At 41.9% G+C, this 18,035-nt stretch carries 14 protein-coding genes; 1 reads left to right on the top strand and 13 read right to left on the bottom strand.

Annotated elements, in window-relative coordinates; all coding sequences use genetic code 11:
• Positions 1–365 precede the first annotated feature (365 nt).
• The 10 genes from BMX50_RS29205 to BMX50_RS29160 all read right to left on the bottom strand — a co-directional run bounded on the left by BMX50_RS29205 (position 366) and on the right by BMX50_RS29160 (position 14,421).
• Positions 366–3,713 carry an ABC transporter permease gene (locus BMX50_RS29205; RefSeq protein ID WP_167668137.1) on the bottom strand — a complete coding sequence of 1,116 codons (3,348 nt, stop codon included), beginning with the start codon at positions 3,711–3,713 and terminating at the stop codon, positions 366–368.
• A 966-nt stretch (positions 3,714–4,679) separates the two neighbouring features.
• Positions 4,680–5,672: a helix-turn-helix transcriptional regulator gene (locus tag BMX50_RS29200; RefSeq protein ID WP_091219412.1), complete on the bottom strand. Its 993-nt coding sequence runs from the start codon at positions 5,670–5,672 to the stop codon at positions 4,680–4,682.
• Positions 5,673–5,724: 52 nt separating this feature from the next.
• Positions 5,725–6,294: a biliverdin-producing heme oxygenase gene (locus tag BMX50_RS29195; protein ID WP_091219409.1), complete on the bottom strand. Its 570-nt coding sequence runs from the start codon at positions 6,292–6,294 to the stop codon at positions 5,725–5,727.
• Positions 6,295–6,333: 39 nt separating this feature from the next.
• The gene (locus BMX50_RS29190) at positions 6,334–7,602 is read right to left on the bottom strand and encodes a S41 family peptidase (RefSeq protein WP_091219406.1); all 1,269 of its coding nucleotides are present in this window, start codon (positions 7,600–7,602) and stop codon (positions 6,334–6,336) included.
• Positions 7,603–7,621: 19 nt separating this feature from the next.
• Complete coding sequence (locus BMX50_RS29185) at positions 7,622–8,581, bottom strand: hypothetical protein (RefSeq protein ID WP_143065289.1); 960 nt, start codon at positions 8,579–8,581, stop codon at positions 7,622–7,624.
• Between the two features lie 114 nt (positions 8,582–8,695).
• A complete protein-coding gene (locus BMX50_RS29180) occupies positions 8,696–9,325 on the bottom strand; it encodes a hypothetical protein (protein ID WP_091219402.1) in 630 nt (209 codons plus the stop codon).
• Positions 9,326–9,585: 260 nt separating this feature from the next.
• Positions 9,586–10,551, bottom strand: coding sequence for a hypothetical protein (locus BMX50_RS29175; protein ID WP_091219399.1), 966 nt, complete (start codon positions 10,549–10,551; stop codon positions 9,586–9,588).
• Between the two features lie 21 nt (positions 10,552–10,572).
• Entirely contained in the window at positions 10,573–11,373 is an 801-nt protein-coding gene (locus tag BMX50_RS29170) for an HmuY family protein (RefSeq protein ID WP_091219396.1), read from the bottom strand.
• 12 nt (positions 11,374–11,385) lie between these two features.
• Positions 11,386–12,057, bottom strand: a complete 672-nt coding sequence (locus BMX50_RS29165) for an HmuY family protein (protein ID WP_244281139.1) — start codon at positions 12,055–12,057, stop codon at positions 11,386–11,388.
• 9 nt (positions 12,058–12,066) lie between these two features.
• The gene (locus tag BMX50_RS29160; RefSeq protein ID WP_091219393.1) at positions 12,067–14,421 is read right to left on the bottom strand and encodes a TonB-dependent receptor; all 2,355 of its coding nucleotides are present in this window, start codon (positions 14,419–14,421) and stop codon (positions 12,067–12,069) included.
• Between the two features lie 542 nt (positions 14,422–14,963).
• On the opposite strand from BMX50_RS29160, the gene BMX50_RS29155 reads away from it, so the two are divergent.
• On the top strand, positions 14,964–15,977 hold the full coding sequence (locus BMX50_RS29155; RefSeq protein WP_091219388.1) for a YncE family protein: 1,014 nt from the start codon (positions 14,964–14,966) through the stop codon (positions 15,975–15,977).
• A 71-nt stretch (positions 15,978–16,048) separates the two neighbouring features.
• Here the strand turns inward: BMX50_RS29155 and BMX50_RS29150 are convergent, their stop codons facing one another.
• The 3 genes from BMX50_RS29150 to BMX50_RS29140 form a co-directional block, all read right to left on the bottom strand.
• Positions 16,049–16,534, bottom strand: coding sequence for a GNAT family N-acetyltransferase (locus BMX50_RS29150; protein ID WP_091219384.1), 486 nt, complete (start codon positions 16,532–16,534; stop codon positions 16,049–16,051).
• Positions 16,535–16,944: 410 nt separating this feature from the next.
• Positions 16,945–17,577: a response regulator gene (locus BMX50_RS29145; protein WP_091219380.1), complete on the bottom strand. Its 633-nt coding sequence runs from the start codon at positions 17,575–17,577 to the stop codon at positions 16,945–16,947.
• A gap of 71 nt (positions 17,578–17,648) precedes the next feature.
• Positions 17,649–18,035: sensor histidine kinase (locus tag BMX50_RS29140; protein WP_208864828.1), on the bottom strand; the 387-nt coding region annotated here is incomplete at its 5' end.

Here is an 18,035-nt window from a genome sequence, read left to right as displayed (position 1 = left end):
GATTCCGGAGGTAGTTAAATCCCGGATCGACATTTCATGAATGTGTTCAATCAATTTTCTGCTCTGAGTACTTAAAATGAATCGATTATATGAAAGACGCTAATCGGTTTTTGGGAGGGGCGCGAAACATTTTACATCGGCGAGGCTGCCGTATTAATTAAGGATCAGTCAGCATAATTAACCCTGAAATAAATTAAGCAAAATGGCAAATCGAAAAAACATCTACCTAACTACCTTTCAATTAACACCTCAACAAGTAAAAAAATAGCAAATTAAGACATCGTGTCACTTGTCCGCCCAGCGACACGATGTCGAAACAATTGAAGCCTAACTGTAAACATATTTCCTATCAGGCTGAGCCGGAATCACTCACTCCTTAAACTTTTCACAGGGTTAGTTAAAGCCGCCTTCATAGCCTGGAAACTGATGGTCACCAGCGTGATCAATACGGTTATTACGGCTGACAGCAAGAATACAGTTGGACCTATCGTAATCCTGTATTCATATTTCTGCAGCCAGTTGCGGAGGAAATACCAAGCCACAGGAGAAGCGATAACACAGCTGATGGTCACCAGCAGAATAAAATCTGCTGAAATCATCATCCATATTTGGCTGATAGAGGCGCCAAGCACCTTGCGCACAGCTATCTCCTTGGTGCGTTGTTCGGCCACATAAGCTGCCAAGCCAAACAAACCCAGGCATGAAACAAAAATTGCCAGTCCGGCAAAAACACCAGCAAGCTTGCCAACCAGCGTTTCCATATTAAATTTGCGATCATAGGCATCATTCACAAATGAGTAGGTGAATGGATAAGCCGGATTATATTTATTAAATATATGCCCTATCTTTTCAATAGCAGTATGTTGACTTATTCCTGGCGTCAAACGATAAATTATCTGTGTGCCGAACTCGCCATGGGTAAAGATCAAAGGCTCCACTGCCGTAAACGGAGACTCCATCAGGGCATCTTTTACAACTCCGATGATTTTCGATCGGCCTTTAATACCATTGAAGCTAATCAATTGATTGATGGGGGCTTTTAGTCCCATTCGCCTGACTGCCGTCTCGTTCACGATGATATTATTGGTGTCGGTATTATAATCACTTGAAAAATTTTCGCCGCTCAGCAGTTTCATGCCAACCGTTGTAAAATAATTATCGTCGGTAATAATTGCCCCTACATTTATGGCCTGTTCACCTGCCATTTGCCCGGGCCAGCTTGCAATGTTAGTGTGCCAGCTTATATTGGTAACCATGCTGGATGCCTTGGTGACGCTCTCTACCATTCCTGAGGCGACAAGATCATTCTTAAATGATTCATAATGGTCGGCCAGATCTTTAGTTATAAATGTTGAAACCAACCTATCGGCACTATAACCTATAGGGCGGTCTTTGGCATACCTGATCTGCTTGTAAATAATAACCGTGCTGATGATAAATGCCACTGAGCAACTGAATTGCAATACAACCAGGATTTTCCGGGGAGTAGTGGCCGCTTTGCCAATCTGCAATGCCCCTTTTAACACTTTTACCGGGTTGAATGACGACAAGTAAAAAGCGGGCCTGCAGCCGGCCAGCAAGCCGGTTGCACATACATACCCTATCATGATACACCAGAAAACCGGATTACCATAGGGTATTTGTATTAAACTACCAGTTAGCTTATTAAATTGCGGTAGGGCTAACTGAACGAAAATAACAGCCAGCAGAAAAGCGGCGAATGTCATCAAAACTGATTCGGTCAAAAACTGAAAGATCAGATCCTTGCGATTGGAGCCTATTGCCTTGCGAACGCCTACTTCGCGTGCGCGTTTTTCGGAGCGGGCGGTAGAGAGATTCACGAAATTGATGCAGGCTATCAGTAAAACCAATAATCCAATAATGCCAAACATTCGCACATAATCAATAAAACCACCTGCAACTTTACCATTTTTAAAATCAGCATATAAGTGCCAGTCCTTTAAAGGGTGCAGGAAAACCTCCGGTTTAAATGCCCTTACATTGGGATTGTTTTCATAGATCAGGTTTTTGATCTTGGCCGTAACCTGTGCTGCCGTAACTCCAGGTTGCAATCCAACAAATATCTCAAACGATGAATTGTCCCATTGGGTACGGGCATTCTTTACCCAATCTTCAGTTTGCTCTGCATAGCTATACGGTATTAAAAAATGAAATTGGAAGGATGAATTAGCGGGAAAATTCTTCATTAAACCGGTAACTTTCACATCATGCTTATTATCTATCCTGATGGTTCTGCCTATTGGGTCGGTATTTCCAAACAATGAATTGGATGTAGCTTGATCAAGCACAATGGAATAGGGATCCTTCAACACATTGCTGCCATCGCCTTTTAACAATGGGTAGCGGAAAATATTCAGGAAATCCGGTGCCACCGTTCCGCCGTCTATAAGCAGTTTCTTATCCCCTACCGTCAGGTTGCGTGTCTGAAAATCGTCCATGTCAGCTTCCGCCACATACTTTATACCGGGGATGGATGTCCTGAGGGCATCTGCAAGCGGGATAGCTACTGTGCCTACAGTATGTGTACCATCATGCTGGTTGGTATAATTTACCTTAACGGCGTAGGCCTGCCCGTAATCTGGCAGGAAACGATCGAAAGAATACTGGTTAAATACCCAAAGACCAATCAGTAGGGCCACGGCCATGCCGGTAGCAAGGCCTGTAATATTAAGCGCGCTGTAAACCTTGTTGTGCAGCAGATTGCGCCATGCCATCTTTACATAATTCCTGAACATATAGTTGCGGTTTAATTTCCGGCGAGACCACTTTGGCGTGGTGTTCTGGTTCGAAATTACCGGTTCGGAATGAGTACGAAGTTCCAGTTTATAAGATGGGAGTTCTTTTTTCTGTTGACTTTTATATTCAGCGGGGCTTTTGCCTGTCATTTCTTTAAACAGGCGATGAAAGGTGGTTTTAGAATTAAAACCTGACTCAAAAGCTATACCTTGTAAGGTTAAATGATCATAATCAGGATCCTGCATTTTCCGGATAACCTCCCTGACACGATATTCGTTAACAAAATCATTAAAACTCTTTTTATACACGGTATTGATGATCCGGGATAATTCGTGCGGGTTCAACCCAAGCTTTTCGGCAAGAGAACTTAAATTAAGTTCAGGATCCTGATAATACCGCTCTGTATTCATTGTCCTTTTTAACCAGGCCCCCTTTTGCCTGGATCCATCTGTTGTGGGAGGCAACGAGATACGAGAAGCATTAACCGGTATTGCGGGGAGCTGTCTTAAAAATACCAAAGCTGTAATACGAATGAACAGTATCACAAAAAGAAGATATAAAGGGTAGTAGATTTCTCCGTCTAATGGATGATGATAATAGAAATAATTTAGTGCTGTGTACGGTATCCACAACGTCCAAAAAGTTCCAAAACCGGTAAGCAGTCGACGCAACCAGGTTAATTCAAAACGGTGGCGGTCGCCGCGATTGAACTTTAGTTGTTGATAATAGTGTTCTATTAGTCTCAGTGACAGGAATAAATATATGCCTACCGAACCTAATATCAATAATTGTAATACGGAGTTCAGGTAATGGTACGCCGCCGCATAATGAGTCAATTTACCTATTTTGGCGGGGCCTTCAATTTCAAGTATCTGCGCGCCAAGCTCAAACAACAGCGGACTGAAATGCAGTATATTACTTAGTTTTAGTCTGTACGCAGGTTGCGTCAATTTCATGACATAAAAAAAGATGAGGGGGCCAAGAGCCAGTAAGAATTGCAAGGGCAACCAATTCCAATACGGAAAATAACTTTCAAGCCGAATGTCAGCACCCAAAACTTTGATCATCCATAAAATAATTGTGACCAGAGCAAGCCCAAGAAAGCGATTTGCTGCCTGATTGGCGCTTTTGACAAAACACAGTAAGCAGGAAAAAGTAAGACCGATAAATATCGCCCCCACAAAAACCAGGTCATACGCGCTGATATGGAAAGTATATTGATTCAAGTTACTACTTTGCACCAAGTGCCGTGCCTTGCTATCAATACACTCATTTACAATCACTTAAACTTCACCAGCAATATTAATCTGTAATGAAACCGAACAATATCTGTCTCATTTTGAACACTCTGATTGTGTTAGCCTTGATCAACATAATTTAATGTTATTGACCACACAAATCCGAATACAGATTCAATTAACTCCCGAAAGCGTATTTGAAGTTGGAAAATGCTTATAATGACAATAAGCTATGAGCAATAATAAAAAACACTGCAGTTCTTGTTAATTGTTTAATGAAGCATAAACCACACCAACCATGCTATTACCGCATAGATGAGCAAGCCACCCAATGCGGTAAATCCCCCAATTATAATCAATTTGGGGTCTAAGGTCGGATGATTATCTTCTTTAAAATTTTGCACTTTAGCTTAATTAATATTTCAGGTAAATCATCTGTCGCAATTTTTAGCCTGCACTTCGATAATTGGCAACTGTTAACATGACAGTTACTTTTTTGTCGCAATAATTAACCGGATTAGCAGGATGCGCAGCAAAACGAAATGCTTCTGATTTCCTGAACAATATAAATAAAATTTACGGAACAGCAATTAACATCCATTCAAATGTTCCGTTAGAGATTAAATTAAAGTACTGGCGTTGCAATCCATAATAATTGGATCAATGGTAGCGAGCCTGAACCAATTAAGTGCTTAACTTGACCTGGCTTGGCAAAATGCCGTAATACTTTTTAAAAGCACTGGTTAGGTGTGCCTGGTGTTTAAAACCTATGGCATGGGCCACCTCACCAATACTTTTATGATCGTTAATGATCATGGTTTTGGCGGTCTCCATTCTTAGCCGGGTAATGTATCCGTATATGGTTGTGCCGTAATAAGCTTTAAAACCTTGTTTCAGTTTAAACTCGTTAAGGTTAATGAGCCTTGATAGCTTCTTGATGGTTGGCGGGTTAACGTAAACCTTATCCAGCAACTCTTTAGCATGATAAAGCTTTTCAATATCTTCGGTCTTGATTTGCGGGGCATCATCCTCATTACTGTCTTTCTGCATTTGCTCCAGTTGAAGCATCAACAGTTCAAGCACTTTCGATTCGGTGTAGTATTTTTTGACCTCGCCTGTTTTTTTACATTCGCAGATATCGGTGATCACTCTTTTCATTTCGGGCGTTACAGCCAAATCTTGTACGGCAAGCGAGGTATATTTGCCTTCCGCAATGGCCGAAACAAAAGAGGAATGGATGATAGCGTGCCTGTCTATCAGATGGAAATAATACTCTTTAGAAAGTACCATTAAAAAATAGCTGTACTGCATATCGGGTATTACCTCGTATCTGCCCTTTGATGAGGGAACGTAGCGGATATTATGCCTGTTACTGCCGTAGCTGTTTTTTTTTGCCGGTTTCAAAAGCGTATTACCCGACTCGTAAAAAACAAACTGTGAAGCTATCGTCTCTCCCTCCACTTCCGACAGGATGCGCGCCGACTTGTTAAACTGCATACTTGAATGAAGTAAAAATAAACCGCCCGAGCTAAGCTGGTAGTAAAACAACTTTTTCACCGGATCGCGCTTTATCGAAATATGTTTTTCGGAGAACTGTGATCCCGGCGCATAGGCGTCAGGTAATTCTTCAATAAACAACCACTCATCAGATCCTTCAATTTTCGATTTTATTTTCATAACAATACAAGTCAATAAACAGGTTTAGTTTTCCTTATGCAGCAACGGCAAATTATCCGTTAACCGGTAGTTCCGCTTCGGCAAATACGGCGGCAAAATGTTCAAATGTTTCGTTAGCGGTTTTAACGGCTATAGCCTCTTGTTCGTCATTAGCAGCATAGCCATTCAATACACCGATAAATGTGGCCCACATCTGTCCGGTTGATGGTCCATAACCCGAAAAAAATGATACGCCTTCGGTAATTCCCCCTTTAGCCAGCATTTGCACAATAATGCTTCCTCCCATAATAGAACCCTCCATTACATATAAAGCGCCGAGTGCCTGTTGGACATTGCTGATCACAGGAACAGTTGTGTTGGGTAGGTTATCAATATTTCCTCGTAAATCCACGATATCGGTTTTAATATAGGATGAGTTCCTGCGCTGCGGATAATCGGGCAAAACATCAACAGTGATAAAAGGAGCAATCGCGCTCTCCAAATGATTAAAATAGGCGTAAAAGCGCCTCAGCAAATCGGCATAATCCTGCTTGCTGCGGATGGCTTTCAGGTGCTGAACTACTTTCTTTTCTAATTGCAGGTGGGCATCTTTGGTAGCCTCTTTAATTGTTGTACTTAACATATATAGTTTGTTTTTATGAAGAGATTGCTCTCTTTGTTATTAATTACTTTTCAATTTAAATCTGTTCTCTATCATTCCGGATGCTTGTACTGTAACATTCACCGGGCTTGATTTGAATACAGTATTAGTCTGCACCGTTTTGTCAGCAGCCTGCTGTTGTACCAAACCTGGCCACGAGCCATTGATCAGACCAAGAGTGGCTTTTAAACAAGCCTCGGTCGGATCTCCTAAAGCTGCCCCTTCCTGCTGTGCTACTTCAACATCTGGCGGCATGCCCTCAAAATAATCAGACCAGCCCGCTGCATTCCGAATCAAAAATCCGGACAGGTAAACGCTGTACACATCTACCTTAACAGAAAAAAAGCCTACCGGCTTGCCGTATGTGGTGCCGCCAACAAGTCTTACATTAAAGTAGGGCTTCATAACACTGATGAGCAACTCACTGGCCGAAGCCGTACTGCCCGAAGTGATAAAATAAATATCCTTTACAGTTTCGAATCCGGTTGTTTTAGCAAACATGTGCGTATTGCCGGTTTCAGTATAATCTACATCGGCCATTGTGGCGGTGCGGCCTTTATAAATTACGGTATTGCCACTTGCATCATAGTAAGTTTGATTTTTAAGGATGGAAGCATCACCCGCACTAAGCAATGTATTGTACTGCTCCGTGAACATCACTTTTCCGGTTAATGACCCTGGTGCTATAAGATTGGCTATATACTCGGCAGTTTCTACATAACCGCCGCCGTTGTACCGCAAATCAATTACTAACCGGGTAGGATTGGTGGTGCCCAAATTGGCGAAAGCAGCATCCAGCATTTTTTTACAAGTGCTTAGTTTGGGGAAAGATCCCAATGCTACATAAGCGATATTTTCATCAATAATCGTATCCTTCAATATGGCATCTAAAGATGGTGCCACGACAGCTGCTTGTCCCCCGCCACTACTACCATTATACCCGGTAAGGTAGGAATATTTAGCCACGCCCGCGTTTACAGGCAGCTCATAGGGTTTTGTTGTTGACGGATTGATAGCTATTTGTGAAATATCGAACACCTCGGTATTAAAAGCATCATCTGCCGATGCATAAGCAGTATACTTTGCCCGCGGATCAAATGTTTTATAGGCAGGCAGGGAATTGCTCCATAAATAAACCTGTTTCGCGTACAAATAAATTGAATCGAGTGTAAACTGTGTTCGCGTGCCGGTAAGCGGCGATACCGGCGCATCCAAACCAACCTCCGCTTTTTTACAGGCAACAGTTAAAGTCGCCAGTAAAATACCCATAAATACGCCCGCTCTATTCATCTCAGCAAATCATTCCGGGTTATGGCACTATAGTGATATTCGATGTTGAAGGCGCCCAATCATGTAAAAAGTTGCCATCCTTATCATGGAACTCGACATAGTAAATGATACCTACCGGTGCGTCTGTTGGAATTGTCATTGTTAACGTACCGTTATTAGAATTTGTAACGTCGGCAGTTGCTAAATCAAAATTATCGCCTATATAAAGCAAAGCTTGTGCGCCGGTAAAGGTGCCATAAAAGTATTTGGCAAATGGACCTGGAATAGTGAATGTAAGTACTTGCCCCTGCTTCACGTTTTTACCCAGATCGGGCGAAGTTAACACGGGCATTTGCGGAACGCCGAAATGATACGGGCCCTTAACAACTGTATTTTTACCACTTACCAGTTTAACTTTATAATAGCCGGTATCAAGACTATTGTTTTGCGGTAATTGTACATTTAAATAAAACGGATTAAAAGAAGCATTTTTTAAATTCAACTGAAAATCTTTGTTCGCGCTGTTAGTAAGGTAAAGCTTTGTTTGATTAGTGTCTGTAATAAAATATTGCCCGCGTAGTTTCAAATAATATCCAATTTGTAAAACGTCGGTTTCTTGCACCTCAAACACCGGCGCGGGCTGATTAATGAGAGGAATAAGCTTGTACGTTTTTTGGCTGCCGTCCTGCGCGGTAACGGTATAGGTTGTGCCCGATGCAAAAGTCACCTGCGCGCCTGATGCCGGACTTACCGTAGCGCCAGATGATACTGTTATTTGCGGCGTTACTTTTGAAGGCGCTGTTTGAAAAGGTGGCCAGTAAACAATTATACTATCACCAGTTATAGATGCTTTTAACTGGTTACCCAACGAATCGGCTACCGAAAACGTTTCTATCTGGTTAAAAGGCGTTTTTAGGTATTCTTTTTTGCATGATGCTAAAACGCTTAAAAGCACTGCCATGCCCATAAGAACAAATAAGTAAAAGTTTCTTTTTTTCATTGCTTTGATTGAATTATGAAAACAGATGGAACACCCTGCCAAACGCTGCAGGCTGCTCCATCAAAATAGCGGGCACAGGTTAAAAATTATCAACCTGTGCTACCGTTAGCATGCTTACGGAACAAGTACGCCGCGGTCAAACCAGTACAGGCCACGGTTTGATGTTGCTGTACCTTGCGCACTGGAAGCAGTTGCTTTAAAAGCGTAGGTAGTAGTACCTTGTGTAAGGAAAAACACCACGTTATGGGTATAGCTAACTACGTGGGTGGTAATATTATAATTTAACCATCCGTTAGCGTTTAATGTAGTATTCAACGAATCGCTAACGGTATTTAAACCTATGCCGGTGGTGGCAGTAACCGTTGTAGCGGCGGCCAAATCGCTGGCGTCAAGTGCCGAAAAAGCTTTGGTTGTATTCAAATATTTAAGCGTAGCACCGCTACGGGGTTTAATAAGCAGGTTATTGGTAGATGTAAACGTTAGATGATAAGCTATGGTCCCGGTTGAGTCTTGTGCACCGGTAGACAGGTTAAAATACCTGGTACCAAATGTTCCGGGAGCAGGTGTTGGGTTGCCCCAGTTGCCATAAAGCAAAGTGTTTGTAGGCGATACGCTTGCTGTTTGGTTACTTGCTTTTAATGGGTTTACATTGCTGCTGCTATCTTTTTTACATGAAGTGAAAGCTACAGAAGCGGCAAGTACAACTAAAACGGTTTTTGATATGTTTTTTACAATTGTTTTCATTTTAAGTATTTGATGTATTTAAAAATTTGATTTATTATTGGGCATTAATCGGGCCTCCTGTACATGCGCGTTTTGATTTGTCCCTTAGCAAACATGTACGGGTTGCCTTTGATAAATTGTATTGCAATTCCTTTAACACCCCACAAGGAGCTGCCGGTTGGTATTGGTGTTTACAATTTTATTTCTTCATAGGCATAAGGTTTTGTTTATACATAGGTTATTATTACTTGCCTTCGTACGCAAGGCGCATAATGCTTTTATCAACCACCTTTAGCTTTCACTATTAAAGGCACAGTAGTAGTTACCGGGTTAAAATTGCCAAACTGAAATACGAAGGGTACACTGCCCCAATTGCCTACCGGCAATCCATCAGGGAAGGTGATAACTGCTCCTAAACGGCTGGTGCTTTTAATTGGGATGTTATAATTTTGACCTTGTATTTTAGCGGTAACGGTTTTCAGGTCATAAAACAAACCTGTTCCGTTGGGTATAAAAGCCAGCGTATCGCCTGCGGCCACAGTTTGGGTGTTCCATGTTGGGGCGATGGACGGTGTGGGATAATACACATGCACCGGTTTATCCATGGTTACGTTGTTTCCTAAAAAGCTTACATTAACCTTATACAAACCACTATCTAATGAGGTTGGTGTATTTGCACTTGAGATGTAGGTTCCTTTTCCTTCAATCCAGGTAAGAATAAATGCAGTACTGGGATCAGGAGTTATAATTTGATTAGATGTAACGCTTTGAAGTGTTATTTTCAAGGTTGTTTTATTAGTACTCTGAAAATTTCCGGTTATTACAGTGAGTTGGCCACCCGGAACCGCAACCGGGTTGGCATCCGACCATTCTAAACTTAAAGCAGGAGGGTTTTGCTGCGCGATGATCAGTTTGTAAGTTCTGGTGCTGCCATCGGCACCTTTAACTGTATAGCTTTGTGAGGCATCGGTTACCTCAACCGGTAATGCCTGCGTGCTTAGCATGGCACCGGCATCAACTTTAATGCTCGGCTGAATCACCGTCATGCCATAATAATAAGGCACGTACACGGTAATGGTATTTTGAATATTATCTATCGAACCATAGATTACGGTATCCTGAACATTTACCACCTTGTATTCGGTTATCCTGTTTTGGGCCAGCGGATCGTAATTGATAGTTTTTTTACAGGCAGTGAAACCTGCAATAAATAAAGCGATTAAAAAAGCCAGGTATTTTGTTTTCATATAATGGGGTGTAGGACTGTATTACTTGATCTCGAATTTGGTACTGCCTGCCGGTACTATCATGTATTCGAAGGTGAAATACATATGCGGCGAGTTGGTTAACATTTGGTCGGGTGTAAAAATGTCTTTATAACAGCTGATCATTTTGATCTTGGCATAATCGCCCGATGCTGTTTTTACAATGACGGTCCGTGCAGGTAGCGTACTACCATCGGCCAGCTTAAGCGCATTGCCCAGGGCGTAGGCTACGTGTACTTTAGTGGCGCTACCATCGCCAACTTCAGTTCCTCCAAAATCGTAAAGGTACCAGCCGGTTCCCGTACCGAAACTGCCTTTGTCGTCTGTACCGATCAAACCTTTGGTTGTTTTGAAATCGGCTGCGGCAGGTATGGCGGTCACATCATCAAAAGCCTGCTGAACAATGGTAATACCACCCTTACCCGGCCCCTGATAGCCGGAATTTCCGGCATCAGTATTGCTATTCGGTCCTAAAAAACTATTGTAAAGCCCGCTCAATGAAATATCCCAAAGCGTGGTTTTGGCATAAGTGTTGGGCTGTTCCTTTTTATAATCTAAACTGAACAGTATCTCTGTTTTAGGTTCGGTGGGATTTTGATCATCAGTTTGGGCGGCCAGATTCTCTACCCTTTGCAACTTATAGTAAGGTACTTTATCGGCGTCCCTGGTGGGTGTAACTACCGGTGTTGTAACATCCGGTTTTACTCCTTCACTTTTTGAACACGAGTTAAATGTTATAGCTGCAACCGCAAGTACTGCTAAAGAGCGGGTAGTGCGTTTTTGAAGTATATGTTTGATTTTCATGATTAATTGTTTTTAGTTTTTGGTTGATAGATTACGGCTACCGTCCTGTTGAACATAATAGCGGAAGGTGAAGTAAGGTGATGGCCAGTTAAGGTCAGTAACTACCGCAGGTGCGCCTTTATACATGCTTACCAGCTCCAACTTGGCATATTTCCCCTCAGCTGTACGCAACACATAAGTGCGCCCCTTAACAGGTACAGCGATGTGCGTTTTCAGATCATAGAAATACCACCCTAATCCATTACCCGGATCCCAACCCACCGAGGTTACACCCTTACTTTGAAAATCTGCATCTGATGGAGCTTCCTTAACCGAATCGTACGTTTGGCTCACGGCCACTATCGCTCCTTTACCCGGCCCCCCAAAACCGTAGCTACCCTCATTGTTACCGTTATTGATCCCTACGTATGAGTTATATTCCCTTGCAAAAGAGATATCCCAGGCGGTGCTTTTTTTGGCCGTGCTATCCACCTTACTATCGGTAGCAAAACTGAAGTAGAAAGTTTTAAAGCCTGTGTTTATGGTACTGCCTACATCGCCGGGCAAATCGGTAACTACGGTACTGCTGCCATCCTGAAGCTGTGGTTTAACCTGGTCTTTAGTACAGGAGCTAAAGACAGCAACCACAGCCAGGGCAATGAACAGCTGTTGATAATGGTTTTTATAGGTCGATAGTAATTTCATCGGAGTTTATTATTGTTGTTTAAAAAATCGATAGTTGAGGCCAAGCATAATGGTGCGACCGCTTTGTGCTGGCATCAGCTGATCACGGTAGTTCAAGATATTATCGGCGGTTAGCTGTATCGAAAAATGATTGTTCATCAGCTTTTTTTGCACCGAAGCGTTGAAGAGGAAAAAGCTGGATACATAAGTATCATAAGGGTCAAGAAACTGGTTAGCCAGGTTAGCTTCCTGGAAGCCATATTTGCCCCGGTAATTAACCCTGAATGTGCCGGTAATACCTTTAGGCTCATATTCGTAAGTGAACTTGATATTAGCCATATGACGTGAACGGTTATTAAGCCCGAAATAATCGGAAACTTTAGAGCGGCGGGTTTGACCGGTATTGGGATCATAAACCTGTGCATAATTTCCTTTGCCTGCTTTAATCGAATCAATTACCCCCCTGTCCTTAGCATATAGTAATTGATACCCTGCCGAAATGTTAAATCCTTTAGTAACACGAAAGTTCAGGCCAACATCCGCACCGGTAAGGAAGGCCCTGTCTATATTGAAATAAGAGAAGATCTGCTGACCACCTTTCTTCGATGCCACCTGATCTGTATTAATAAAATTGCGCACATCATTATAGAAGCCGTTAACATCGGCCTTTATAGCGGACGTTATCTGCAAAGTAAAACCTGCACTGTAAGCCACCGAACGTTCGGGCTTAAGTGTGCTCACTTTAGCGGCGTTGGCAAACACGGTAGCTATTTGTCCGGCATCTTGTAGCTTCTGTAACTCGGCTGTGAAAACATCGGTACCTAACACAGTATAACCCCCACCGGCAAGGTTTGTAAAATTGAGGTACAACTGCCTGAAATCGGGCGTTTTAAAGCCGGTTGCTATGGCCGCCTTTAAGGTAAGCGGTTTTACAGGTTGATATTTTACGCCGAAGCTTGGGTTCAAACTGCTGCCGTAGCGGCTATGGTGCTCGCCCCTCACGCCACCTGTCAAACCCAATTCATCACTGAGTTTCCAATCAGCCTGTGCATATACAAACGCTGTCGACTGGCTTTTAATCCCGCTGTACAAGTTGTTGTTCATTGTTTCGTACTGGATACCGGTGCCACCTGTAAGCACCATGCTGCCCCAGTAAGTTTGCGAGGCCTGTAGCTCTCCCCGGTGCAGGTACTGCACAAAGTTGTTGGTAGGTATCACCTGGCTATTGGCCAGGTTGGTAATATTTTGATCGGTAGCGTAACGGGTAAGGTAGTATTGCGTTTTTAACCGCAGCCCGTTATTAAAATTGGTATTTAAAATAGCCGAGGCGTTCAAATCTTTTTCTACCAGCATATCCCGGCTTGGCACTGTACTATAAGCAGTTTGATTTACTGAATTACGTACAGCATAGCGCCCGGTTATGTTAAGCGCATTCATGGTACTTAAAGTGTACCTTCCGCGGCCTTGTATCGTATAGCTATCATAAGGCGGGGCTGTTTTACCCTCGCTCAGGTAAGGGTTGGCGTTAAAACCATCGGTACGATAATAATTACCTGATATATAACCCGAACCTTTGCCTTTTGCAAAAGGGGTTTCGCCCTCAAGTGTGGCATCCAGCGTATTAAAACTGCCGTAGCGCAAACTGGCCAATCCCTGGCTTTGCGATATGTTTTGACGGGTAACAATGTTAACTACCCCGGCTAAGGCCTCACTCCCAAACAGGCATGATGATGCACCCTTAATAATCTCTATACGCTCGATATTAGCAACCGTAATACGTGATAAGTCGAAATTACCCGAATTACGGCCCGTCATGGGCTGGCCGTCAATCATGATCATGGTATAACCACTATCAAAACCCTGTAATTGCAAACCAACCGTCCTGGCACCCGATCCTATGTCATTTACTATGGCCAGTCCGGTTTGCTCCTTTAATACTTCATCCAGCCGGCGGCTGCCCATCATCTCTATCTGCTTGCGCGTTATTACTGTTGACGGCATGGGCGTACGGGTAAGATCAATCAGGTTATCATGACTTTCCTGTTTCCCAAGTACATTTACTTCTTTGAGATTTTGAGCGGATATTTTTAAGTGAATGCGGATATTGCTAACAGACTGCCGTCTAATATCAACACACTGAAAATGCTTTTCATAGCCAAGGGCCGAAATGATAAGCGTGTATTCGCGAGGTTTTAATTTATCTATCACAAAACGGCCCATGGTATCGGTTTGAGTACCTCTTAAATTTTCTTTGATCAGGATGCTTGATGCGTTTACCGGTTCTCCCTGCTCGTTCAGCACCTGCCCGCTTATTTTATAAGGGGATTGAGCGGCGGCTATCAAACAAAAACAGCTGAGATAAAGCATTAGGTAAAGTTTGAACATGTAACAATTAAATATACGCTTATTTTTAATAAGTCTAAATAAACACAACAAAAGTCGTTTTTAGATTTGAGAAATCATTTACGCTATCGGGATTTTCTTTTACTGTTTTAGGATTATTTCTCTATTATTTAAAAACTCCAACCAATAATAAGAAGCCAAGATTTGCCCCACGCTCATTAAACAAAATACAATCAATTAAATACCAGATAGTTATAACAAAATCAACTTTAAAGTTTAAAAGCGTTACTTAACTATTATTTAAATACCAAATCCATAAAAAAAATTAAACTTTGGTTTTATCTAACATATCCGGGTGATATATAGAGGTGAAATTTAAACACTGATAGACAGGCGAGAAGAGCGTGGTTAACAAAATTGTTGCACATAGCGGTAAACAAAGCATACCCGTATGTTCTATATTACCCCCGACGATAAATGTTACCGCAAGTGTTATATGAAACATCCTTTCGGGATAGTATTTGAAGTTTACTCGAATAATTACCTGGCATATTTCATCAGGCACTTATAATAAATAGATCAAAATGAAACTACTACTTACGTTACTGCTTGTTTTTACCGGCCTTTTCGCCATTGCACAAGACAAACAGTATGTATTGCTGTTATCTAAAGGCGAACACAAAATGTGGGTACTTGACTACAAAACACTCGAACCTGTTAACAAGATACCCGTAGGTGAAGACCCACACGAGATAGAATTATCTACAGACAATAGCATCGCCTACGTATCTAACGCAGTGATTGCCGGCACGGGGCATGTTATCAATGTCATCGATTTAAAAAAAATGCAACCGGTTAAGGATATTGATACGCAACCTTTTTATGTACCGCACGGTATGGCTTATCATAATGATACGCTTTGGTACACAGCGCAGGGATCTAAGGCTGTTGTAGCTTACGATGTGAAACAGGATAAGCCGGTACGGGTATTGGGAACCGGTCAGGATTTTACCCATCTGATGCGTATGACCGCTGATGGCAATACTTTTTATACCACCAATGTAGAGTCGGGCACAATCAGTATTTTCGAAAGGAAGCTGATACCGCCGTATATGCCACCAACAGGTGTATTACCGGCAAATGCTAAGAAACGTATAGAATGGCGGCAAACTTTGGTTAATGTGGGTGTTGGTGCCGAAGGTTTTGATATAACCGCCGACGGCAAGGACCTTTGGACAGCCCGGCCGGATGGTCACATCGTCATTGTTGACCTGGTAAACAAGAAGGTAAAAGCAACCATTGATACCCATGTGCCAGGTTTGCACCGCATTGGCATTACGCCCGATGGTAAAACGGTTTGCGTGGTCAGCGTTAAAACCGGCGACCTTCTATATTATAACAGGATAACGCAGCAGTTAGAACAAAAAGAAAACATGGGCCAGGGCGCCGGGATTTACATGGATAAAGCGATGAACCGGATGTTCGTTTCCTGTACACCCAACAATTACGTTTATGTGATTGACCTGAATACGCGCAAAGAAATCAAAAGAATAGCAATAGGGCGGCCGGACGGTATCACCTCCGTTATTGTTCGTTAAATATATCTACCATGAGTACATTAAATAGCCTGCAAGTTAGCGGCTATTAATACTTCGCAGGAATGCTGTGATTAAATGAGTTCAAATTCACCAGCGAGTTGCCAGGTAATTTTCACAGCGGATATTTTTTCCGACTCCATTCTACATTCGGGAAGGACGTTAAAGCCATTTTTTATATAGAATTGCAGGGGCGATTTATACCTGAACCCATCAGCGCGCAGAACATCATCTTTATCAATTACCCAACCGGTAAGCTGGTTTTCGCGCTTCTTTATTTCATCAAGCATACTTGTTCCATAACCCATTCCATGAATATTACTATCTAATATGATCGCAAACCATCTCGCATTATCACGAAAGAAAGTTGCTGACCAACCAACAATACCCTCCTGTTCGTTAATTAGCAAAAAGTGCATTTTTGCATCGAGATTGTTGAGATAGCCATTAAAATCTTCGATTGCATCAAACTTTAATTTTTCAGGATATTCATTATTCCATAAGCGAAAAGCGGCTTCAATCTCTTTGTTGCTAAGAGATTCCTGAACTAATATTTTCACACTTCGTCGTTTAATTACATTTCACTCTCTAACATATGTCTTACGGAGCTGACTTGGTAAATGGTTCGTTCAAATCTTATCATAAAAGCATAATAAACTTTAACTTTTATGCTGGAAGATACTACCAAAGCATTTGTACTGCGATTATCGAAGAAATTTAAGATAGAATCAGGCTAAATGACGTGCATTATACCGAAAAATAAATCTGCACTTAGCACATCTTCATTTCATGCAAAATCTTACGCAAAAAAAAACCGCCACAACCGTGCCGGTTAACAAATTTAGATTTATGATAAGGTTTAGGTTTTAAATCACTAACAGGTAGCTAATTTAAATATCCACCCCTCAATTCTTTATGACGCTAAATTAAGGTTAACCCCCAAACCCTGCAATACTGAAAAAGTGGTATATCAAATTGCGCGAAATTTATTAATAGCTTCTACTTTATTTTGAACCTGTAACTTGACATAGGTATTACGAATGTGTTTTTTGACGGTACCTGTTGAAATTTCAAGTCGATCTGCAATTTCTTTGTATTGCAAGCCGCGCGCCAGATGGTTAAGTACCTCAACCTCACGCTCCGTCAGGTTTTCGGCAGCAACCGAGGTTGGTTTTGCTGTAGCAGCACTATTAAAGGATGCTATAACCCTGCGTGAGATATAAGCGCTCATGGGCGAACCTCCTGCAGCAATTTCAGTAATAGCATTTTTGATCTCATCGGCCGATGATTCTTTGAGCATATAACCTGTTGCTCCGCTTTTTAGCGACTCAAAAATATTGGTATTGTCATCATTTATAGTACACACCAAAAATTCGGTATCAGGAAGCAAGGGTTTAGCCTGCCGTATAAATTCAATACCCGATATGCCTTCAAGGTTAATATCAACTATAAAGATATCCGGTTTTAACTGGTTTATTTTTTTTAATACGGATTCGGCGTTAGCGTATGACCCCATTAGGCTTACTCCACTCATGTCATGAATAATCTGTTCCAACCCTCGCCGGTAATATAAATTATCTTCTAACAAAATTATCTGAAGCATGCTTGCGGTAAATATAAAATGCTAATATCTTAAATTATCCCGGCTTTACTTATACCTATTATGGGGTAGTCCTAAAGGTTTAATTTAAGATTAATGGATGTGCCTTTACCAGGTGCTGTCTCAATTTTCAGATCAGCGTTCAATATTTTTGCACGCTCATAAATATTACGGATCCCCATGGTTTCGTATTTACGCAGATCGGGGTCAAAGCCCCGGCCGTCATCACGAATACTGATATGCAGTCGTTTTTTGTAAAGACTGATTTCCAGAAATGCGTTTTGCGCCTCCGAATGTTTGACAATATTGTTTAAGCCCTCCTTAACAAGAAGGTATATCTGCCGTCTTTTTTCGCCGCTAACGGCAACCCCGGTTTCGCTAACTGAAGCATTTACATGAAGGTCAATATCGCTGTATTCAAATATTTTAATAGCTTGTTTATGAATAAAGCTGGCCAGGTT

This window comes from Mucilaginibacter gossypiicola (assembly GCF_900110105.1).
Lineage (GTDB): Bacteria > Bacteroidota > Bacteroidia > Sphingobacteriales > Sphingobacteriaceae > Mucilaginibacter > Mucilaginibacter gossypiicola.
The sequence above is the reverse complement of the archived record's forward strand: the minus strand, read 5'-3'. Positions and strand labels throughout refer to the sequence as shown.